Source organism: Siphonobacter sp. BAB-5385 (genome assembly GCF_002261125.1).
GTDB lineage: Bacteria > Bacteroidota > Bacteroidia > Cytophagales > Spirosomataceae > Siphonobacter.
On the sequence record NZ_NMPS01000150.1, the window covers coordinates 174307 to 196317 of the forward strand.

The 22011-nt window shown below is 48.8% G+C and carries 15 protein-coding genes and 1 pseudogene; 6 read left to right on the forward strand and 10 right to left on the reverse strand.

Annotation, left to right across the window (positions count from 1 at the left end; genetic code table 11):
- Positions 1–57 precede the first annotated feature (57 nt).
- The 3 genes from BWI93_RS15365 to BWI93_RS15375 all read right to left on the reverse strand — a co-directional run bounded on the left by BWI93_RS15365 (position 58) and on the right by BWI93_RS15375 (position 2836).
- Complete coding sequence (locus BWI93_RS15365) at positions 58–1521, reverse strand: hypothetical protein (RefSeq protein WP_094812799.1); 1464 nt, start codon at positions 1519–1521, stop codon at positions 58–60.
- Positions 1522–1940: 419 nt separating this feature from the next.
- Positions 1941–2372 carry a response regulator gene (locus BWI93_RS15370; protein WP_094812801.1) on the reverse strand — a complete coding sequence of 144 codons (432 nt, stop codon included), beginning with the start codon at positions 2370–2372 and terminating at the stop codon, positions 1941–1943.
- Between the two features lie 35 nt (positions 2373–2407).
- Positions 2408–2836 (reverse strand): response regulator, encoded by a 429-nt coding sequence (locus BWI93_RS15375; RefSeq protein WP_158242836.1) that lies wholly within the window; start codon positions 2834–2836, stop codon positions 2408–2410.
- A gap of 1053 nt (positions 2837–3889) precedes the next feature.
- Between BWI93_RS15375 and BWI93_RS15380 the strand changes: the two genes are divergently transcribed.
- Positions 3890–4834: an autotransporter outer membrane beta-barrel domain-containing protein gene (locus BWI93_RS15380; RefSeq protein WP_094812805.1), complete on the forward strand. Its 945-nt coding sequence runs from the start codon at positions 3890–3892 to the stop codon at positions 4832–4834.
- 29 nt (positions 4835–4863) lie between these two features.
- Positions 4864–5217: a hypothetical protein gene (locus BWI93_RS15385; protein ID WP_094812807.1), complete on the forward strand. Its 354-nt coding sequence runs from the start codon at positions 4864–4866 to the stop codon at positions 5215–5217.
- Between the two features lie 1068 nt (positions 5218–6285).
- On the opposite strand, the gene fabV is transcribed toward BWI93_RS15385, so the two are convergent.
- From fabV to BWI93_RS15420, 6 genes are all read right to left on the reverse strand, one after another.
- A complete protein-coding gene (fabV, locus tag BWI93_RS15390; protein ID WP_094812809.1) occupies positions 6286–7476 on the reverse strand; it encodes an enoyl-ACP reductase FabV in 1191 nt (396 codons plus the stop codon).
- Positions 7477–8010: 534 nt separating this feature from the next.
- Complete coding sequence (locus tag BWI93_RS15395) at positions 8011–9099, reverse strand: hypothetical protein (RefSeq protein WP_094812811.1); 1089 nt, start codon at positions 9097–9099, stop codon at positions 8011–8013.
- A gap of 223 nt (positions 9100–9322) precedes the next feature.
- A complete protein-coding gene (locus BWI93_RS15400; protein WP_094812813.1) occupies positions 9323–11023 on the reverse strand; it encodes a carboxypeptidase-like regulatory domain-containing protein in 1701 nt (566 codons plus the stop codon).
- A gap of 15 nt (positions 11024–11038) precedes the next feature.
- Positions 11039–11986: a FecR family protein gene (locus tag BWI93_RS15405; protein ID WP_094812815.1), complete on the reverse strand. Its 948-nt coding sequence runs from the start codon at positions 11984–11986 to the stop codon at positions 11039–11041.
- Positions 11983–12537, reverse strand: coding sequence for an RNA polymerase sigma-70 factor (locus BWI93_RS15410; protein WP_094812817.1), 555 nt, complete (start codon positions 12535–12537; stop codon positions 11983–11985). Before BWI93_RS15410 ends, BWI93_RS15405 begins: the two co-directional genes overlap by 4 nt.
- Positions 12538–12938: 401 nt before the next feature.
- Positions 12939–13853: a pirin family protein gene (locus BWI93_RS15420; protein ID WP_094812821.1), complete on the reverse strand. Its 915-nt coding sequence runs from the start codon at positions 13851–13853 to the stop codon at positions 12939–12941.
- A 284-nt stretch (positions 13854–14137) separates the two neighbouring features.
- On the opposite strand from BWI93_RS15420, the pseudogene BWI93_RS15425 reads away from it, so the two are divergent.
- Positions 14138–16776: pseudogene (locus BWI93_RS15425) on the forward strand (HEAT repeat domain-containing protein).
- A 959-nt stretch (positions 16777–17735) separates the two neighbouring features.
- Positions 17736–18686 carry an SGNH/GDSL hydrolase family protein gene (locus BWI93_RS15430; protein WP_255157903.1) on the forward strand — a complete coding sequence of 317 codons (951 nt, stop codon included), beginning with the start codon at positions 17736–17738 and terminating at the stop codon, positions 18684–18686.
- Here BWI93_RS15430 and BWI93_RS15435 read toward each other — a convergent pair.
- On the reverse strand, positions 18678–19526 hold the full coding sequence (locus tag BWI93_RS15435; RefSeq protein WP_094812823.1) for an AraC family transcriptional regulator: 849 nt from the start codon (positions 19524–19526) through the stop codon (positions 18678–18680). The two genes, BWI93_RS15430 and BWI93_RS15435, sit on opposite strands and share 9 nt — an antisense overlap.
- 175 nt (positions 19527–19701) lie before the next feature.
- On the opposite strand from BWI93_RS15435, the gene BWI93_RS15440 reads away from it, so the two are divergent.
- A complete protein-coding gene (locus tag BWI93_RS15440; RefSeq protein WP_094812825.1) occupies positions 19702–20649 on the forward strand; it encodes an NADP-dependent oxidoreductase in 948 nt (315 codons plus the stop codon).
- Positions 20650–20667: 18 nt separating this feature from the next.
- Positions 20668–21606 carry an NADP-dependent oxidoreductase gene (locus BWI93_RS15445; RefSeq protein WP_094812827.1) on the forward strand — a complete coding sequence of 313 codons (939 nt, stop codon included), beginning with the start codon at positions 20668–20670 and terminating at the stop codon, positions 21604–21606.
- The last annotated feature ends 405 nt before the right edge of the window (positions 21607–22011 follow it).

Below are 22011 nucleotides of genomic sequence, written 5' to 3' on the forward strand. Positions count from 1 at the left end.
AGCAGAAATTCCTGCCGGAGTACCCGGCAGGAATAGGTTCTATGAAATCAAGAATGACTAGCGGGGTAAGCCACGAATAATAACGACCTGACTGGCCTGATTTTCGTTTTTACGGATGCTACCGCCATCCACGCCCGCGTAAGCGGGTGAACGCCAGCTGTGGGGTTGGATCATCAGCATAAAGGTAGCCTCTTTGCCCGTTTCCTCGGAAATGTCAACCAGTGAGCCGTATTCCCAATCACCGAATTTGGAAAGGGCAAATTGCGTTCCGGCACTATTCTGATTGTATTTTTCCTTATCGGCAGCCGTCCGGCGGTGGTCCAGTTCAAAGACTACTTTCAGCTCGCCCGTAGCGATGTTGTATTGATAGAGGTAGCTATCATGCGTTTCGTCACCGTAGCCATTGGGATCTTCCTGGATGTAGACGTAATTTTTCGTTACGCAAAGGTTATCGACATCCTGGAAGGTTTTAGCCTTGCCCGTACGGTCATCACCGTCGAGAATCACTTCCAGCTGACCTACCAGCGGGTTGTTTTGATCAAGCGTCAGGCGGTACGTGCGGCCGTATTTCGTACGGGAATAATCGGCATTTACACCCGTATTATTCTGACCCGTTACGTTGAAGTACACTTCCCGACCGATACCATCCTTACGGTAATCCACGTCTTCGACCCGACCGAATTTGATGGACTTCAGCTCCGAATCAACCTTTTCGTTCATCTGACGACCCGTCAGGGTTTTCTGATTCTCGATTTTAACGAACTCAACGGCATATTTCTGGTTCTGCTTGATGTCCATTTCTTTCTGGTTCAGATCTTTGCGACGAAGGGTGTAATAGGAACCATTATCCAGATCACCTACCTGATCGGCTACGTATAGGAACACCTGACCGCCGTTGGTACCGCTGTCGTCATCACCCACCAGAATAACCGTTTTACCCGGGAACGCCGTTTTGGGCAGGGGCAGAGCCTGTTCGGCATTCTGACGGCCCAGCGACGACTTGGTGCGGGACATACTGGCGGCTCCGGCGGGACTATAAGGGTCCAGAGCGTGAATTTGTGACTCTTCGCTTGATTCGCCACAGGTCAGATACACGGGACCAAAGCCGTGCTCTTTCGGAGTAGCCATCGTGGCTGAACACAGGCGGTACTGCCCACCGTCGGAGTTAAGAATGTACTCGCCTTTTACGGGTTTAAACGTTTTGTCGAGCGTGATCCGGGATACGGCAAAGTTGTCCTCGTGATTAATCAGCATCGAAAACGTTCCGTCCGCATTTTTGAGCAAACCGGAACCATCGGCAGAACCACCGAAAACAAAACCGGGCGATTGGGGAAGTTTGTCGTCCGAGCCGATGAGGGAAAACAATTCCAGCGATTCAAAGCCCGCCTGTTTTTTCAGTAAGGCCGGGGTAACCGAATGGTTTTGTAATACTACATCGTTAGAATTGCCGGGATCGGAGTGATCCGTGCAGGCCCAGAGACCCAGGCCCAAGAGTACAGTACAAGTTAATGCTCGTTGCATGGTAGATATGGTGAGAGCCACAAAAGTCTACCTACAGTATTACTTGAATATTACGGGCGTTTTATCGATTTATGAGGTTTGAAGAAAGAGGTTTCAGCGGCGATCCCAAAACGGCCCCACATCCGGCAGAGCTTTCGTTGAGAGCAGAACTCCGCGTCCGGAAAATGAAGAGAGAAGCGTTTTACAAACGTGAGATTACCACAACTATTCAGAAAAATACGTGGCGATACAGTAGAAGGAAGAACGGAAGCGGATCAAAAGGCAAGGCTTGCCCTTAACCGTCAATTTTTGTCATTTGACGTATAAAGCCTACAGTTGGTAGAATAAGCGAAATAGGACCCCTTCCGAAGGTGTAATTTTGAACCATTAGGTTTAGAGGTTAAGCAGGAAACTCCCCCGTGATTCATGAGGGAGTTTTTTTATAAGTACCGTGGAGCTTTCTGGGCCTTAGGCAGTTGATTGTGACTATTCCAGAAATCAAAGACCGTATTCCAGACATTAATATACTCTTTGCGGTTCTGGGGCTTGATGACAAAAGCATTGACCCCACTGGTATAGGCCTGTTTGATAAAGGCATCATCATCCCAGTGCGAAAACATTACCACCGGCAGGTGCTTCCACTGACGGGACGTCCGGAGACGATCCAGCAACTCAAATCCATTTTCGCCCGGTAGTCCGTAATCCAGCATCATAAAACTAGGAATTACGTCTTCCAGATACAGCATTGCCTGTTCGGCGTCTTCGGCAAAAAGTAACCGGCATTGCTGATTACTTTTTTCATAGCTCCAGTTCATGATAAAGCGATGATCCGGGTTATCCTCAACGACCAGTACTAACGGTTTTTCGTTCATGATAATCGTAGTTCAAAAGGGAAACTGCAAGCGGCTTATAAAAGACCTTTAGAAGGTAATTCAATGATTTGAGCCCAGTAGGCGTAGATTTGTTTCCAGGTTTGAGCCAGCTCCTGATAGGTCTGCGGCTTCACGATGTAGCTGTTAGCTCCCTGCTCATACGCTTTCTTGATGGTTTCTTCCTGCTCGGAAGTCGTAAACATCAAAACGGGTAACGTCTTTAATGCTGTATTTTCCCGAATCCGGGTCAGCAACGACAGGCCATTGAGCCGGGGCATGTTAATATCAAGTAAGATCAGCGATGGTTCCAGCGTCTGATTCTGTAGCAACTCCCAGGCATATTCTCCATCTTCCGCAAAAATAAGCTCTCCAGGGTAACCGCCTTCCTGAAATGCCAGTTCCAGGAATTCACGGTCGTCCTTATCATCGTCAACAACTAAAATAGTAACGGTTTTTTGAAGCATTGCAAATTCTATAGACAGTATAAAATTGATCGCGATACGTGTAGGGCAGGTCGAAGAAAAGTGAACAAAGGTAAAAAGATAAGCGAAAGATTCCATGCGAAGGGCTCTGATCGTAGCTATTCACCAGAAATTGATGGATGATAAGCAGAATCCGATTTAGAAAGAAGGAGGCAACGAGATCATGTAGAAAGTCAATAAAGAGTAAAACAAGGCTTCCACGTTCAACCTCAAAACTGCTTCAATAGACGAATAAAATGATCGTTTTATAATTAAATAATTTATTATTTTTATTATAAAAAAGTTGGATTATTCAGAGGTCTATTTACCTTTGTTCAATTCAAAACAACCTATTAAATGCTATGCAAAGACCCGCCTTTTCTATTGTTGTTTCGTTTCTTACTTTCGCTTTGCCCCAAAGTTAGTATTGCCCCAAAAGTATAAACCATAGTTGAAGTCTTTCCCTGATCCGGTGGGGAGAGGTAGTTAAGCTTTTGCCTTTCCGGATCGAGTAGGGTAGGCTTTGTTTGGTACTGCGTACCCTTTAGAGGTACGCTACGAAATGCCAATTAATAGTTTTCTCACGTTCACCTATGATTGCTTTCCGTACTAAGATTAAAGGTCTTCGAGAAAGGCATCATGATTCGTATATTTGAAATAAATGAACTGTCAATACTCTGATAACAAGTAGATTAGTTAAGGTGAATGCCAGCATGAACTAACGAATCACAGGAGTATTTTAGCTACTTGTCAACGAAAATAGATTGAAAAACACCTCAGATTTTACAAGTTCAGAAGAGCTTTTGAATTAGGCTCTCGTACCGAATAAGCTGACTAAAAAGTGGGTTACTCGTGCGTAAGTTTCAACGCAGTGCCTTTTAGAAAAACGGAGATAGTATCAGGGTCAATGTCTGGGAGAATGTTATAGTAGAGGGAATAAAGTTCAGGCAAAATAAATCAGGATGAATGAGACGTATACATTTCGTTTACCGGTAAAACAAAGGTATTTCATCAAGCTACTAACATTTATTTTCAATGAAACCTCTATTATTGACTATGATGGTATTCACCTCCTGGATAGTTCAGGCTCAGGAGCTGGATAGACCCTTCACTTTTATTCCGTACCTTGGATTAAAATCAGTAGCCTGGACGACTAAAATGCCGGTTCCACCGTCTCCTTTTGGCTCTAGTCCGATTACCCAGGAAGCGGGTATCCTGCCGATGGCCGGGTTAACGCTTCAGTACCAGCTGCCGCAGAATTACCTGCTCAGGTTAAAGGCTGAGGGTTATACTGGAAATACGAAGCTTAACGGAGAATACGGTAGAATGGCCGGTTATGGGCCTGGTGAAAACGCCATTGCTACCGTAAGGAATCAGCGAGTAAAGTGGGACGGCTTTTCCTTTGCACTGGAAGCAGGCCGAACGTTTGACCTGAATGAAGCATGGCGTTTACAACCCGCCGTAAGTATAGCCTACAGCCAATGGCGAATACGCCCTCCGGTAGTAGACAACCCGCAGGTTGTTGTGTATCAGTCCAGCTTTGACTGGTACCGGGCAGGTGTAGGCGTTGAACTAAGTTGGCAACTGAACGCTACCAGCCGACTATACATTCATCCTTCCTTACGCATACCTGTTTCGACGAAGCAACGGCTTAGTAATTTCAGAACCGTGGATAACTTTCAGGCAATTCAAGAGGATTTAGTGGAACGAGAACTATCAGGGGTAGGCGTCCAGGAATTGATAGATAGAGCTTGGGGTGATCGTTCAGCAAGATCATTAAAAGCAAAAATGGGCTTCGCTGCCGAACTAGGCTGGCAAAGTAAGCGGATGAAGGTAAGTCTCTACACCGAGAATCTGGTGATTGAAAGATTGACCTGGGCACCTTATCCACAGGCCAAGGGTCTGTTCACTTCCCTACGCTTAGGTGTTCCCATCCAGTTAGGAAACCGAAAACAAACCTACGAAGGTCATTTCATGCGAAGTAACCCCACAAAAAAGTAAAACATACGGTCCACTATAACTACTAGTCTATGAATCAGCCCTATAAACTATGGATTGCTCTGGGAATCGGTATGGCGATCGGCCTCAGCTCCTGTACTACTTCCCGAACAAAAACGCTCGCTCAGGTGAGTAGTCTAGCAAAATCCGACAATTCACCCCTTAAGATTTTTCTATTGGAAAGAGATATACCCCAGGATATTGAGCAGCTTGGCGTGGTAACCATTCGGCCCCGATTCAATAACGGACTTAATATGGATGTACACGTTAAACAACAACTCCGTAAGGAATGTGAGCGATTAGGAGCCAATGGAGCCTATCGTACCCAGGACGGTACCTATGCTCCGCAGCTAGTTAGCTATCTGGTTTTCAAGTACAAAAAGTAATAAGTTAGCTGGCGTATCCGGTGCTGAAAGAGCCTGCCGCTGGAAGTACAGACGTAATGCAGTGGTCAGGATGTTCGAAGACAAATCGTGAAACAAGGATCTTATGCGGATCCTGGTGCTTCTCTTCCTAAAGCTGAAAAGCCGTAAAAGCCTCTCGTATGAGAGGCTTTTACCGGCTTTATTACAAAGTATTATCAATTACGGACGTGGCTAAGCCCTGAAACGGTGACACCTTCTAGCATAATAAGTCCTTTTTTCATAAACAGCCGCTGATAGCATCAACTACTGGTGGCCTGTGACTGCAAAGACCTGAAGAGGCATACCCGCTACCTTTTCCATATGAATTCCGCTGAACGGCTTTCCTGTCGGACCTGTATGGGTAAAAGCAAACAGGAGCCGCTCACTGCGGCAAAGCGTGTAACGTACAATTTTGATTTTTATCCCTTAAGCTACCTGACCTGTCATCTGGTACAAAACAATGAATATGCTGGAATAATTAGATACATAGTACTATACGTAAACCTTTCTATCAGAGAAGCATTGTTTATTTGTTGAATTAATTTGGATTGAAATCAAACCTCATCTGGCTTCCGGATGAGGTTTATTGTTGTAACGAGGTTACAAATACCTCACGGCTATACAAAAAGGCCGTTTATAAGGGGCTGGATTCTTCTTTCTGAAACCTCATTTTCATTCTGGTAGTTTTTACCGATACTTAATAACGTACTGACCTGAAGCTAATTGAGATGAAGTAACGGGAACGGTTCAAGTTTAAGTTATGGTACAAAACACATATTAAGTTGGTAGTTGAGTGAAAGAAAAAAAATTAAAGTATTGGATTAATAAAAGTTTTGTAAAACGTATATAAAGTCACGTGACTTACTATATTTGCTGCTCACCGATTAAGTTAAAGGTGTGGGTTAATTCACGAAAACCGTTGGGTTCTGCCTGACGGTTTTTTTAATAGTGTCGTGGAAATGAATGCGGGGAACTCTCAAAAAGAAAACCCTGCCCCAAGCCTCCGGCCTTGGACAGGGTATCTCAATATAATCGTAAGGGTACTGACTCTTAAGCCAGACCGGGTATTTCGACCATTTCGTCTACGGAAGTTTCGTAGGCAACACCGCCTACTTCAAAACCGAACAAGTTAAAGAAGTCGGTTTTGTATCCTTCCAGGTCACCCAGTTGTGGTAAGCTTTCAGTAGTTGCTTCTGCCCACAAACTGGCTACCTGAGCCTGAACGTCTTCCCGCATTTCCCAATCGTCAATACGAATACGGCCTTTTTCGTCCGTAGGCACGCTTCCATTGGTGTATAGACGTTGTTGGAACAAGCGTTGCATTTGTTCGATACAACCTTCGTGGATGCCCTGCTCTTTCATCACCTTGTACAACAGTGAAATGTACAGTGGGATTACGGGGATCGCCGAACTGGCCTGCGTTACCAGAGCCTTGTTGACCGACACATACGCTTTGCCATCCAGGTCTTTCAGCGTATCCGTGATGCTGGACGCCGTTGCTTCCAAATCATCTTTGGCCCGGCCAATGGTACCCTTGCGGTACACGGGTTCAGTAAGGGCTGGTCCGATGTAAGAATACGCGACCGTCCGAGCACCCGGAGCCAGTACGTCTGCTGCCTTCAGGGCTTCGATCCAAAGTTTCCAGTCTTCACCGCCCATCACCGCCACCGTATTTTCGATGTCTTCCTCGGTAGCGGGTTCAATGCTGATTTCCGAAACGACGCCGTTGTGGAAGTTGACCGTTTTGTTCGTAAAGGACTGACCAATCGGTTTCAGTACGGAATTGTGCGTAACGCCCGTATTCGGATTCGTCCGCCGGGGAGAGGCTACGCTGTAAATCACCAGATCCACCTGACCTAAATCGGCCTGGATCAGACCAATTACTTTCTCTTTGATTTCGTTGGAAAAAGCATCGCCGTTCACACTCTTGGCGTACAAACCTGCCTCCTGAGCCTGGACTTCAAAGGCGGCCGTATTGTACCAGCCCGCTGAAGCCGGTTTGCCCGGCTGGGGTGGCTTTTCGAAATACACACCGAGAGTAGCGGCCTGCGAGCCAAAGGCACTGGTAATGCGGGAAGCTAGCCCGAAGCCGGTCGAAGCTCCGATCACCAGCACTTTCTTAGGCCCATCGATCGGGCCTTTCGACTGGATATACTGAATCTGATTCACAACGTTTTGCTCGCATCCTTTGGGATGGGCCGTCAGACAGATGAATCCACGTACTTTAGGTTCAATAATCATGGTAGGTACGATTGGTAAATCTCTACGTAAAGAGAGAAAACGTCCAAAATAACACAGAATGTCCCAAACTTGAAGCAAAATGCCTCAGAATCCGGTAAATTTCTGTAGTTGTTACCGAAGACAGGCTTCTGGTTCAATGTAGAATAGAGCCCGCATATACTAGATGTATCTGGTCAAAAAGCAGGTTGTATTTTTGCATGAAACGTACTGCCTGTAGCCCTTACATTCGTCTTACCTAGATCGACTTTGGTACCGTAAGCACGGTTGGGTAGTAGCTGGAGAAACTCTGCGGTGTGAGGGGTTCTCATCCCCTGGCATTTCATTAGGTAATGGTTTGAAGTTGTTAAAGTACAACCAACTATCTGTGTGTGCGACATAAACCCGATCCCCGTCCTATCGCAGGGAATGCATACGGACTAAAAAACCAGCCAACTCAACAGAACCCAATACTAATCCGATAATACTAAGTGATCACTATATATTGCATATTAAGACATCACCTGTAATGAAAACCTAAACTATTACTGGAGAAAACTACAGGATAATCTGTAACCCCGCCGTAACACCCAGATACAAGCCCTGCGTATGCTTGGTTCCTTGCTTACTCCAGAGATAAATGCCCCGCAAATCATCCGAAGTCTCACGCGTGAAGTCTACGTAGTTGATCGTGGGCCCCAGGAAAAATTCCCATTGCTTGGCGAATCGAACGGAAGGAAGTATACGTAAAGAGTTCCGTAAATACTCCCGTTTTTTGAAGTCAGTGAGGGTTACCGTAACGGCTTCCAGACTCACGCGATACGGTTCACGCACGAGTACGTGGGCCCCCAGACCCGCTTCCAGTCCGTACAGCGATTGCTGGGGCTGTTTCAGGTTGTATCCGAGTCCAACCAATCCGTATAGGACGCGTCCACCGGAACGGAAGGACAGAAAGCCCGTCAAGGTTTCATCGGTACTTAAGGAAATTCGTTTCTCCCCATTTTTCACCAGATTAATCAACCCAATCGAATAGTCACTGCTATCGGCTATATTCAGTACTCCGATTTGTACGCCTTTCACGCGTTTAGCCACGTTGATCAGACCAGCGACTTGCGTATGGACCTCTTCGGACTGGTTAAAAACCCCGGCTACCTGTACCGCCGATTGGCGAGATACGTTGCCCACCCCCGCTACCTGAACGGCCTTACCCGTTCCAGCAACATTGGTGACACCCGCCAGTTGTACACCCTGGGTTTCGTGGCTGACTACATTTAGCAATCCCGCCAACTGGGTTGCCCGGGCCGACTGAGCCCGGTTCAGGAGTCCCGACAGCTGAGCTCCCTGGGCCCGTCCGCCAATGGTATTGAAAAGGCCCGATACCATCAATCCTTTCGTATCCTGTCGAACGACACTGCCCAGACCTGCCATACTGAAACCCGTCTCCGCCCCGGAAACGCCCGCCAGTAGATGCAGAGAAAACGAGTTGGAGTAGCGATCGGCGTGGGTGCCATTACTGCTTAAGGGATAGACCAGCCCAATATGAGCAACACTCTTTTGTAAATCCTGAGCCTGAACTCCCGATGCCAATCCAGCGAAGAGGAGTGTAAACCATTTTTTGAAAGAAGCGGAGTAAGAAAAAATTTTCATGAGCTATGAATGCATGAGGTGATGAGAATCTACGTCTACGAAAAGTCGCCAACTGGTACCGGGCTAACGTCCTTTCGTTTTGTATATCCTTGACAACATGCTTCAGCCTTACCCTAAATTTATTTTCATTTTTTTAGGAAGTACTTTTTATTGAAGCGTCAAAATATGTATTAATACGCTGATTATTAGTAAATTATGTAAAATAAAAAATACGCTATATTCCTCAAAAATTAACTTGTACACCGCCCTGCCAACCTACCCAGCCGTAGGCAGTGGGGGAAAGATTCCAGTGGGGATAGGCCTTTGGCGAGGTATAAACTTCGCTGGGCTGATCCGCATAGGTGAGGGATAGGGCAGGCCCCGCGGAAAAAGTCCAGTGCGGATTGATCCGGAATTGCAGACTCGTTTCCAGACGAGCCAGTATGGGTAGCGTGTCCCAATTACCCTGATACAGATTTTGCGAGGTAAGGTCCGTAGCAAGCGACCAGCGAATACCTAGCCGAAACTCCCGTCCCAGCCCCGCCCCAAACGTAAACGCGGATTGCGAAGCAAAGGGCGAATAGCCCAATAGCAGAATGGTATACAGGCGGTGGGTACCACTTTTAAAGGTAAGCTGGAAAGGCACCACGTCGTTGGCTGCCAACGTGACACTCATTTTGCCGTTTCGAATCAGGTTGATCAGACCCAGACTGTAACCCGATGAGCTATCGGCAACATTGATCAGGCCCAATTGTAATCCTTTCACGTGCCGGGCGTAATTGTAAAGACTGGTCACCTGGGCACCCGTTACCGTATCACGGTGGTGGTTCACCAGTCCGGAAATCTGTACGCTGGCAGTACCCCGCCGGGCCTGATTCAATACCCCCGCCAGCTGAACACTGCCGTGGGTTACATCCGCTGTATTGAATACGCCCGCAATCTGTACGGAACGCTGACTGGTTTGAACGCGATTACTAATACCCGCGATCTGTACACCCCGGAGCGTATCCAGAGCCAAATTGAGTAATCCGGCCGCCTGAAACCCATTTACACTACTCCCTACCAGATTAAATAAACCCGCTAACTGTACCGATCGAACATCGTTTTTGATGATGTTGAAAACGCCCGCAATTTCGACCCCCTGTACGCCGGCATTGTATCCCCCCAGTAGATTCAGCGACACTTTATTGACGACCTGTGAACTCAGTCGGCCGTGACTGCCCAGACCCGGAGTGAGGGCGATTTGGTAGGGCAGATTGACGAAAAAGCGACTCAAGTTCTGACTTTGGGCCCGCAAGCGGCGAGACAGAAAGGTCCGACCTAGCCAGGTTCGTTCGCCCCGGGAATTTGGATTGATCGTCACCTCATCGAGCAGGATTGCTTTGGGTTTGATGCGAATGGTTACTTCCTGGTTGGCTGGGAGGGTCAGCGTGGTGTCGCCGTACCCAATTTTACTGACGGTGAACGACAAAGGCACACTTCGGTCTTTGACCCGAAGTCTGAAATAGCCCTGGTCGTTACTTACCGTGGCTACAAACCGCGTCTTGTCGTAAATACTAACGAGGTCGGCCTTTTCGCCCGTTTCATCGTCCAGAATATAGCCACTGATGGTCGATTGTCGTTCGACTTTTCCCGGCTGAATGATCAGGTAATTACCCGTTTCCTTGTACGAAAAGCGATTCCCAAACAACCGCTGTAGGGTATACTGAACGGTTTGGTTGCTCACCTGTAAGGAGACCAGACTATCGCGGGGGATCAGGTTGCTGTTGTAAGAAAAATAGAAATCGCCTTTCTCGCCGATGTGTTGAAGCACCTGCGAAAGGGGTTCCCGTTTCACTGTCAGTGAAATCTTGCGGGCGAGCAGTTGTTGGGCATGAAGGTCGGAAATACAGGCGAAGGCACACAGAATGGTTACTAGCCACGCCCTGACAGGAATGGAATGCATGCCGAAAGGTAAGGCCTATTTCAGCAGGAATTGATCTCCCTGCCGTTCAATTTTTACCTGAAGGGTATGAGCAATAATCTCCAGCACGCGTTCCAGCGGCAGTTGCGGCAAGGTAGTAGTAAGGGGTAAGGCTTCCAGTTCCGGCCGGGCGATGCGTACCTGAGCACCGTAAGCTTCATTAATGGTCCGGACGAGCGTACGGAGCGGCGTCTGCCTGCAAACGAAGGTTTTCGTGTGGTAATACGTGTCGAGATCGTCGCGGATTTTAAGTTTTTCCGGTTTGCGTTCGTCAATGGGGACGATCGCTTTTTCCTGCGGTCGTAAGTCGATTCGGTACGGTTGACGACGGACTTCCACGTGACCGGTTTTCACTACTATTTCCGTTTGTGTATCGGTTTGCTTTACGTTAAAGGAAGTGCCCAGTACGCGAACCGTCATGGTATTGACTTCAACGGTAAAGGGGCGAGATGGATCACGTTGTATGGAAAAGAAGGCTTCTCCCGTCAAGTGTACCCGGCGGCGGCGAAAAGTTTTGTCGTAACGCAGTGAGGAGTGCCGATTCAGCGTCACGCTGGAGCCGTCGGGTAGGGTAATCGATTGAGGTTGATTGCCGGATTGAACGCTGAGCAGTTCAGCCGGTGTCATCCACATATACGTTTGCCAGCCGATTCCCAGCATCAGCAAGACAACTGCCGCCCGTATCCAGCCTCGAAAACGGGGGATGGAGCGAATGGATGGTTTTTGAATTCGCTGTTGAAAGTGTTCCCAGGCGATCTGTTCATCTACTACGAGTGGTTCATCCGAAGGCTGGCTTTGTTGCCAAATGGTGCGGAACTGGGCGTAATACTGCTGGTGACGATCGCTTTCCCGTAGCCAGGCTTTTACCCGTTTTCGTTCGGGTATACTGGTTTCATGCAGCATGTACTTCACCAGTAAATCGTCCATTTTTGAATCGATTTTCATACAAACAAAGGGGATTGGGGTAACCAGACAATCATTCCCAGCAGGGGTAGATAATCAGCCAGTTGCTGACGTAGAAAGCGTAGGGCTTTGCCCATCTGGTTTTCGACCGTTTTGACGGGAATTTCCAGCAGGTCGGCAATCTGCTGGTACTTCAGCTCCTCTACCCGGCACAGGTGAAAAACGGTCCGGCATTTCTCGGGCAAGTCGTGCAAGGCCTGATTAAGGCGTTCTTCCAGCTCCAAGACTTCGAGCGTATGAGTGGGTTGTTGGGGTCGGTCGTTCAGCTCCCGCTGGGCATATTGCAGGTACGATTGCTCGACCTTGACGTGTTTGAGGTAGTTCAGACTTTCGTGATAGACCGCCCGATAGAGATAACCCGTAGTAGATTCCCGAATCAGCAGCTTTTTCTCCCACAAGCGGCAGAAGACATTCTGTACCATCTCTTCCGCCATCACGTCGTCTTTCACCAGTGTGTAGGCGTAGGCGTGAAGTTTCTTCACGTGGGTCTTAAAAAGCTGCTCAAATTCCTGCTCAAACGAGACTACTTGCATGGGGCTTACGGCTGATGTCTTCGGTGGCTAGGACAACTCAGTCAGACTTTCCCCTACAGAAATCGAAAATCTTTTTAAAATCGGTACCCATTCGGGCCTTGTATGAAAAGAAAAAAGCCCCGGTAGTAAAGATTGGGAAGACGCTTAAATTAACGTTAAATTGTACGTTAAAAAAACGGTACATACTAGGAGGATATCTTAGGCTAGGTTTACTGGGAAGGGACGTTGTTGTTTGATGAAGTAATTGATTGATAGAATGTTATAGTGAAGATGAATGGTGACAGAAATGCTAGTTTATCCCTTTGAAAGCAAAAGGAAATCTTAATCAAAAGAATTGAAGTAGTATACCTATGAAAACACGATCCAGAAGCTAAATTTCCGGATCGTGTTTTCATACCGTCTTACGACAAAGCCTGTGGCGGAGGGGAACCCGCTGGTTTAGATCGGTCTTCGGGTAGGGGAACAAATTCCGTATGGTCGGTCGGCGGTAGCGGAATACGGCCCGCCTGCCAGTCGGCCTTGGCCTGTTCAATCCGTTCTTTACTGGAAGAAACGAAGTTCCACCAGATGTAACGATCGCCCAGGTGTTCACCGCCCAGTAACATGATCGTACTGTTTTCAACCGCCACTAAAACTGGATCAATACCGGGCGTAAAAACCAGCAACTGCCCTACGCCGTAGCGATGACCATTGACTTCCACGCTGCCTTTGGCTACGTAGGCTCCCCGTTCGGAGTAGCCCAGGGGAATGCCAAAGCGGGTTCCGGCCTGTAAAACCACGTGCACGTAAAACAGCGGCGAATGGGTTTTGACATCATTTTTAACCCCAAAAGCCTCCCCGGCAATGAGTCGCATCCAGACCCCTTTATCGGTAAAAACCGGCAATTGATCGGGCTGGTAATTGGTAAAAGCCGGGTCCGTTTCTTCGTCGGCTTCGGGCAGGGCCACCCAGGTCTGTAGCATCTCCAGCGATCCCCCGGCCAGCGTTGCCGGATCTTCGAAACGCTCGGAATGAGCAATGCCGCGACCGGCGGTCATCCAGTTCACTTCGCCGGGACGAATCACCTGTTCTACGCCCAAACTGTCGCGATGCGTAACCAGACCATTGAACAGGTAGCTGACTGTCGACAAGCCAATGTGCGGGTGCGGCAGCACGTCCATACTCGGCAACTGCTCGGCGGTAAACTGTACCGGACCCGCGTGATCCATAAAAATGAAGGGACCGATCATGCGTCGAAGCCGGTACGGCAGAATCCGGCGAATCGTAAAGTTATTACCCAGGGTTGCGGGTCGGGCATCAATGATGAGGTCTAACATGGCATTTGGGATACATTAGCAATGAATGGTAGTACGTTTCAGTCCCTGGCTCGTTCGACAGGACTTCCAGGTTCACTATGGGTAGATAAAGAAGGGCATTATTCCGTAACGTCTTTCAACGTTCTGTTTTCATGACAAACGATACGTCACAAAACACGGACCGGGACTTGAAAAAGCCATAATTAATAACGATTTACAAATATTAGGGAAAAGGCTGGCTTTTGCGGTCTAAAAGATAAGCGTAACCTATACATTTGCATATTCACGAAACCTCCTCTTCCCTAATGCTTAAGATTACTCTTCCGCTGATTACAGCTTCCTTATTATTATTCTGGAATACCTCCCGCACGAATCGCCCGCAGTCGCTTCCCTCGCAGCGGGTGCTCATCGATTCTTTGCCCAATGGAACTAGTTGGCCCGGGGAATTACGGGTGACTCCTTTTACCGGACCGGAGCTGACGCCAAGTCCCGCCTGTCTGGCCGTATCACCCTCGGGAGAAGTATTCGTAGGGTGGATAAAATGGGTTCGCTGGGTAAGAAGCCGGGGCAGGGCAGTATCGTCCGCCTTGTTGACAGCAATCACGATGGCAAGCTCGATTCGCATACCATTTTTGCTAAAGTCGATAACCCACGGGGTATTTTGACCATTGGCGATCAGGTATTCGTACTTCATACGGTTTTCTCGAAGGAAAAGGGCGTGGCTACGGGGATGGACCTGGTCGTGTTCGACGATAAAAACCATGATGGCGTAGCAGACGGACCTTCCCGCCCCCTGATTGAGCACATCAGTAACCCAAATTTCCTGCAAAGCCGGGGAACGGATCACGCGACCAACGGCATCCGTCAGGGCATTGATGGCTGGATTTATATCTCCGTGGGCGATTTTGGTTTCCATGACGCCGTAGACCGGTCGGGGAAAAAACTGACCATGCTCGGCGGCGGAATCGTGCGGGTACGGCCCGACGGTACGGAAATGGAAGTGTATGCCCATGGCACGCGAAATGTGTACGACGTCGCTATTGACCCGTACATGAACATTTTCACGCGGGAAAACACCAACGACGGCGGCGGCTGGAACGTCCGCTTCAGCCATTTACTCCAAACGGGTGAATACGGCTATCCAACGCTGTTCATGCATTTCACCGATGAAATCATTCCCGCTCTGGTTGACGTGGGCGGTGGTTCGGGTACGGGCTCCTTGTTTATGGACGATGATACCTGGCCAGAGAAATACAACCGCGTGCCGATGATGGCCGACTGGGGTCGGAACCAATTGTACCTGCACCGCGTAACGTCCGATCAGGCCAGTTTTACGCAGAAAGAAGAGGAGTTTATCAAACTTCCGCAGATTACGGATATTGACGTAGACGCGTCCGGACAGGCCTATCTGTCCGCCTGGGATGGTGCCGGTTATTCGGGTAACCCCGGCAAGGGATTTGTGGTGCGGGCAGTTCCGAAAAGCTGGAGTTACAAGCCCTTTATGGAAGTAAAGAAAGCCAGTGTTGAACAGCTAGTCGGGGCATTGAAGCTGGGTAGTAGCGTAGCTCGTCTGGCCGCTCAGCAGGAATTACTTACGCGTCCGGCTGCCAGCGTAGCTCCAGCCTCCTGGACTTTAGTGACGGACGCTTCTCAGCCGCTGCACAGTCGGGTAGCCGCTTTGTTCACCTACGCTCAGTCGGCGGGTAGTCAGGGCATCGGTAATCTGGTCAAGCTGACTGAGGATGTCACCTTGCGGGAATTTGCTCTCAAAGCTCTGGCCGATCGGAAAGCCTGGGCTCAACAGGCTCCACTTGAACCTTTCCTGAAAGCTCTGAACGACCCTTCAGCCCGCGTACAAACGGCGGCCATCATTGGTCTGGGTCGTCTGGGAAAACCGGAGGCTGCTACGGCTCTCTTGCAGGTGAAAGTACCGGCCTCTTTCGTAGCTCCTGCAGGCAATACCGAAGGACCGCACGCGACACCTAACTCGGCGATCGTACCAGCCCACCTGGCCGCTCGGGCACTCGTGAGCCTGAATGCCGTTGACGCCTGCGTAAAAGCACTGGGTACGGGACAATCCACCCTGGCTTTATGGGCCTTACGTTCCATGCACGATCCGAAAGCAGTAGACGGTATCATCGCTGCGTATGGCAAAACCAATGATGCTGCGTTGAAAAAGCAAATGCTGGTAACCCTCGCCCGTTTATATCAGAAAGAAGCCGATTACGACGGAAGCTGGTGGTGGAGTACACGACCCGATACGCACGGCCCGTACTACAAAGCGATTGCCTGGGAATCGTCGCCGAAGGTGAAGGATTTTCTGATGAAACAGTGGCAACAGTCCGGTGACAAAGCCTTCTACGCGGATCTCAACAGCCGTCTTCGCATGAACATCGCCGAATGGGGTGGACAGGAGACTACGGTAGCGAAAGAAGAGGTTAAAGTAGACCTGGAGAAAATCAAGAATAAAAAAGGTCAGGTAGGCGAGTCGTCCATCGAGGATGTCATGCTGGCTCTGGAAAAACTGAAAGGAAATGCTACGCTGGGTAAAACCCTGTTTACGCAGCAGGGCTGCATTGCCTGCCATAGTCTGAGCCGTAACGAACCCATGAAAGGTCCGTTTATGGGACAAATTGGTTCGATCATGAGCCGGGATCAAATTGCGGAATCCATTCTGAAACCCAATGCCTCCATTTCTCAGGGTTTTGCAACGGTTATGATCACTGCGAAAGGCAAGAAAAGCTACATGGGCTTTGTAACGGAAGAATCCGCCAGCCGGGTCGTACTTCGCGACATTGCCGGGCAGGTATACACCATCAAAGCTTCGGATATTATCAGTCGGAAAGAAATGGAAAACTCGATGATGCCTGCGGGGCTGGCCAACGCCCTTTCGTACGAAGAATTTGCCTCCCTCGTCACTTTTTTGTCAGAGCAGAAAAAATAGACGGTCGAGGATTCTTATCAACTTATTAATAAGAAGGGCACGCAACATTGCGTGCCCTTCTTATTTTATTAACAATAACCCCTAAATTTTAGGTAGTTAATCTTGCTTAAAAAGTTTATATTTTTTTATTAAGCAGTTGTATACGATGTAAAAATATACTTACTAAAATAAGGCTGGTTAAGCAGGGAGGGCGTTGTGATTTGTAAATCAATTACTACAGCAATCATTCATTAGTAGGCATCGGATCCATGCAATTGATTTTGTAAAAGTAAAAGGCTATGTGTGCTTTTAAAAAACTGACGTAGCAATAAAAATCTGTACTAAAAGAGACGTTTACGAGAAAAAATGAATGATAAAACAAGTGAATGGGCTTACTAGAAAAGTAGTGGCGAGATAAAATAGAGGTAGCCGTAAAGGTTATGTTCTGGTGAGTTTTTCAAAAATACATCTATTATGAAGCTCATTTTATTTACCTGCAGGTATATATGTTAATTGAAATTAACTAAAGACAATGTACTAAAGCCTAGTATTAATACTACATTAATTACTTAACTTCTTCTATGGTAAATATCAAATTTACGATATAGGTTTGAGTGTTTAAAAAGTGTATCTGCTGGTTTTTTCAGGATGTGAAGGAAATAATTTGCCTGCGGGCAATGGCTGAGGAAGGGAACTGAGAATGCCATACGACATCCGAATTATTAATTAAATTGACGGTTATGCAGCTCTCAACTAGACTATGTCCAGTTGTAGACTCAAATGGGGTACTCGCAGGCGGCTTGTACCCCATTCTTCTTTAATACGCCTGAAACGAAGGCAGAAATCTGGGTTCTTCCAGGCACTACAGGGTGATGAATGAAATGAAGGGACTTATCCCGTAATTTTTCTAAAAAAAATCCCCGGCTTATCTTCGGCGATAAGGGACTTTTCCCGCTATTTGCTCTAAACCAACACAAGTAATGCGTTTGATTTACGCTGTTTTAACCAGTAAGCGTTTCGCAGTGCTAATGCTTGTCAGCCTGTTGTATCAGATCAACCTGAAGGCTCAGCCCTTTTCCAGACAGGTACACCGGATTGTTTTTCTGGGTAACAGTATTACGTACGATGGCCGTTACGTAACCGATGTAGCGGCGTACCTACGCGTGAAATATCCCCGTCAGAACTATGAAATCATCAACGTGGGTTTACCCAGTGAAACGGTATCGGGTCTATCTGAGCCCAACCACGCGGATGGTAAATTTCCCCGGCCCGATCTGCACGAACGGTTGAGTCGGGTTTTGCAGCAAACCAAACCTGATCTGGTAATTGCCTGTTATGGCATGAACGATGGAATCTACCTTCCTTGGGATGAAAGCCGGTTTGCTGCCTTCCGTACCGGAGTGCAGTGGTTGCATGATCAGGTCGTGAAGGCGGGTACCCCCATCATCCACGTTACCCCGCCCGTATACGATGAGAGTCGGGGACAAGCTCAGGGCTACGCCGCCGTACTGGATCGCTACGCCGAATGGCTACTTGCCCAGCGGGAAGCCCAACAGTGGCGGGTACTGGACCTTCACTTTCCCATGAAAACGTATCTGGAAACTCAACGACAACAGAACGCCACCTTTTACCTGGCCGAAGACGGTATTCACCCGCAGGAACAGGGCCACTGGCTCATGGCTCAACAACTCCTGGTAGGGCTGGGGGAAGATCAGGTAGCTACCGCGACGGATGCCCGGGCGAGCGTCGCTTTTCACCCCAAAGGTGCCCAGCTACTGGAACTGGAGGCGGAAAAGCAGTCCCTAATGAAAGACGCCTGGCTGACGGCTACGGGTCATCAGCGTCCGGGCATGAAAAAAGGGCTACCGCTGGCGGAGGCTCAACAGAAAGCCGCCGCTTTGACAAAGCAGCAAAAAGCTTTATTACGCTAGTGCGGATTTCTGCTGGCGACGGAATACGGTCGGACTAATGCCCCGCTGTTTTTTGAAGAATTTGTTGAGGTGACTTTCGTCAGTAAAACCCAACTCGTAAGCAATTTCATTAATTCGCAGGTAACTATGTTGCAGCCGGGCTTCGATCAGCTTCGTCCGGTAGTTGGTAATGTATTGCTGCATGGTTTCCTGCGTGTGTTTTTTGAAGTAACGGCCGAGGTACGTTTCCGACAGGCCGAAGTGTTGGCTAACGGCTTCCGCCCGGATTTTTTCGGGTTCGTAAATATGATTCTGAATGTAATGCACAATGTCCAAAGCCCGCTCGTCGGTATGGGCCTGCACGTGCTGGGGTAAGTAGCGGGCGATGTTTCGGGTGACAATGACAATCAGCGTATTCACCAACTGACGAATGAGTTCCTTGTTGTACCGATCCCGCTGGGCATACTCACGGATGATGGCTTCTACGAGCGGCTGTACCAGCAATTTGTCGGGCTGGTTGCGAAGAATACAGCCCGGCTGATGGTTGGCATTTTGCAGAATAAATTCCAGTCGCTGAATATCGTCAGCCTGAAAGGTATTGGCGTGCAGGTAAATGTCGGTGAACCGCAGGAAAAAGAATTCCGTCGTCGTTTCGATTGCAAACGAGTGACAGTCTTCCGGCGTAATCAGAAACATATGCCCCGGGCGGTACGAAAATTTGTTCTGATTAATACACTGAACGCCGGTACCCGACAAAATATACACCAGTTCAAAAAACAAGTGCTGGTGCCCGCCTTTAGGACAGTCATCAAGGGTTTTGTGAACAATCGTAAAAGGCTCGTGCAAACGTTCTTTCTGCATCGTTGTAAGAAATGAATGGTACGTAAAAGGCTTTTCACACCGCATACCACGTAGGGTCGTTGCGGTACCGATTTTGCCGCGGTAGACACAAATGTACCGGAAATGAGAAAAGAACTACCGGAAAAGGTCGGGGAAACTGGTACAATTTTGCACCGAACTTAGAACCACAACCAGCATGAAAGCCATTGTAATTAATGAATTTGGAGGCGTCGATCAATTCGTTTATACCGAGCTGCCCGTACCTACCGTACAGAAACATGAAGTCCTGATTCAGGTAAAAGCGATCAGTATCAATCCCGTTGATGCGAAAACGCGGGCGGGAAAAGGCATGGCCGGACGATTAAAATCCGTTCATCCGCTGATTCTGGGCTGGGACATTTCCGGAATTGTTACTGAAATCGGTTCCAGCGTAACGGATTTTAAGGTTGGCGATGAAGTATTCGGAATGGTCAATTTTCCCGGTCATGGTCAGGCCTATGCCGAATACGTGGCTGCTCCCGCTGACCAGTTAGCTTTGAAGCCGGCTAATGTTAGTCACGAAGAAGCCGCTGCCGCCACCCTGGCTGCTTTGACGGCTTATCAGGCGATGGTGCATAAAGCTCCCATTCAGCCGGGCCAACGCATTTTGATACACGCCGCCGCTGGAGGAGTAGGTCATTTTGCTGTACAAATGGCGAAACATTTCGGAGCGTACGTCATTGGTACGGCTTCAGCTTCGAATCAGGCGTTTGTACAGAGTCTGGGAGCCGATGAAGTCATTGATTACACCGCTCAGCCCTTCGATGAAGTCGTATCGGAGGTGGATCTGGTACTGGACTTCGTGGGAGCCCTGCCCGTTCTGGAACGTTCACTCCATGTGCTTAAACCGGGAGGTACACTCATCAGTATTCCTACGGGATTGCCCGAATCCATTACGCAGCAGGCCACGGCTCAGGGCATCAATGCCTTTTTCTTCCTGGTACAGTCCGATGGAGCCGATATGCAGCAAATTGCCGCTTTACTAGCCGATGGCAGGGTACGACCCCACCTTTTTAAAACCTATACCCTGGATCAGATGGGCGAGGCTCATCTCCAACAGGAAACGGGTAGAACCGTGGGTAAGCTCGTTGTAACCCTTGTCTAACTACTAAAGGTATCTGGTATGAAAGCCATTGTCATGGAATCCCTTGCCGGGCGTAATCAATTACAGCTCCGGGACTTGCCCCGCCCCCGTATCCAGTCCGGCGAGGTACTGGTACAAGTGAAGGCTCTATCCATTAATCCGGTGGATCACAAAACCTTACAGGGAAAAGGACAGTACGAAAACATTAAAAACGATCCGCCTCTGATTTTGGGTTGGGACATCGCTGGCGTAGTCGTGGAAAGTGCCACGACCGCCTTTAAAGTGGGGGACGAGGTGTTCGGTATGATCAACTTCCCCGGCCATGGCAAGGCTTATGCCGAATACGTCGCCGCCCCCGCCGAACATTTGGCTCTGAAACCGACCTCCGTTTCCTTTGAAATCGCAGCAGGTACGGCTCTTTCCGCTCTGACGGCGTATCAGGCCATTCGAAAAGCGGCCGTCAAAGCGGGCGAGCGGGTGTTTGTGCAGGGAGCCGCCGGAGGCGTTGGTTTTTTCGCCGTACAAATGGCCAAGGCTCTGGGGGCTTACGTCATCGGAACGGCGAAGACAGAAGACGAAGCCGTATTGAAAGCCCGTGGACTCGACGAATGGATCGATTACCAGACTACTGATTTCGAACAGGCCACGCAGGACATTGACTTTGCCCTGGATACGCTCGGAGGCGAAGCCGCCGTAAAAGCTTTACATATTCTGAAGCCAATGGGTCGGCTCATCACCATCCCGAGTGGAAAGGGGGAAGCCTGGAAAGCGGAGGCCGAAGTAAGGGGTTTGCAGGCGGATTTCCTGTTCGTTCATTCCAGCGGCGAAGACATGCAGGTACTCGCTGATTATCTGGCCAAAGGACTGATTCAACCCCGGATCGCTCACACGTTTACCTTCGATGAAATCATCCAGGTACACGAACAAATGGAAGCCGGTACGCTCAGTGGCAAGATTGTCGTACGGCTGGATTCGTAAGGTTCAAACTCCAAACTCCAAACGCATGGAAACCCGCGGATTTACCGGGTTTAACGCGGGAAATTACCCTGGCCGAAGTTCCCGCCGTTCTTGAAACCCTGCTGAAAGGACAGATGCAGGGTCGGGCTTTGGTCCGCATCGGGTAGGCTCGTTTCTTTATTCTTCCCTGCTTCATCTTTGGGTATTTTTCCGATAAAACGGCTCCTTCGGCTGGCGGTGGGCTAATGATGTACCATTCCCTGTTTGGCTGCTTACTCTGGGAAAACGGAAAGGACATCGTTTGGCAGGTAGTACCCAGGGCTTTCTGAACATTCCCTGTTGATCGATTTTTTAAATCAGGTCAAATGGGATTTGATCAGTCAGCGGCCGAATCAGCAAACCATCGGCGTCAATGGTCCGTCCGTC

Coding starts and splice junctions, on each gene's coding strand:
- BWI93_RS15430 (WP_255157903.1), top strand. CDS start 17,736: ATGCGTTTGATTTACGCTGTTTTAACCAGTAAGCGTTTCGCAGTGCTA.
- BWI93_RS15410 (WP_094812817.1), bottom strand. CDS start 12,537: ATGCAAGTAGTCTCGTTTGAGCAGGAATTTGAGCAGCTTTTTAAGACC.
- BWI93_RS15400 (WP_094812813.1), bottom strand. CDS start 11,023: ATGCATTCCATTCCTGTCAGGGCGTGGCTAGTAACCATTCTGTGTGCC.
- BWI93_RS15405 (WP_094812815.1), bottom strand. CDS start 11,986: ATGAAAATCGATTCAAAAATGGACGATTTACTGGTGAAGTACATGCTG.
- BWI93_RS15445 (WP_094812827.1), top strand. CDS start 20,668: ATGAAAGCCATTGTCATGGAATCCCTTGCCGGGCGTAATCAATTACAG.
- BWI93_RS15370 (WP_094812801.1), bottom strand. CDS start 2,372: ATGAACGAAAAACCGTTAGTACTGGTCGTTGAGGATAACCCGGATCAT.
- BWI93_RS15440 (WP_094812825.1), top strand. CDS start 19,702: ATGAAAGCCATTGTAATTAATGAATTTGGAGGCGTCGATCAATTCGTT.
- fabV (WP_094812809.1), bottom strand. CDS start 7,476: ATGATTATTGAACCTAAAGTACGTGGATTCATCTGTCTGACGGCCCAT.
- BWI93_RS15420 (WP_094812821.1), bottom strand. CDS start 13,853: ATGTTAGACCTCATCATTGATGCCCGACCCGCAACCCTGGGTAATAAC.
- BWI93_RS15435 (WP_094812823.1), bottom strand. CDS start 19,526: ATGCAGAAAGAACGTTTGCACGAGCCTTTTACGATTGTTCACAAAACC.
- BWI93_RS15385 (WP_094812807.1), top strand. CDS start 4,864: ATGAATCAGCCCTATAAACTATGGATTGCTCTGGGAATCGGTATGGCG.
- BWI93_RS15395 (WP_094812811.1), bottom strand. CDS start 9,099: ATGAAAATTTTTTCTTACTCCGCTTCTTTCAAAAAATGGTTTACACTC.
- BWI93_RS15375 (WP_158242836.1), bottom strand. CDS start 2,836: ATGCTTCAAAAAACCGTTACTATTTTAGTTGTTGACGATGATAAGGAC.
- BWI93_RS15365 (WP_094812799.1), bottom strand. CDS start 1,521: ATGCAACGAGCATTAACTTGTACTGTACTCTTGGGCCTGGGTCTCTGG.
- BWI93_RS15380 (WP_094812805.1), top strand. CDS start 3,890: ATGATGGTATTCACCTCCTGGATAGTTCAGGCTCAGGAGCTGGATAGA.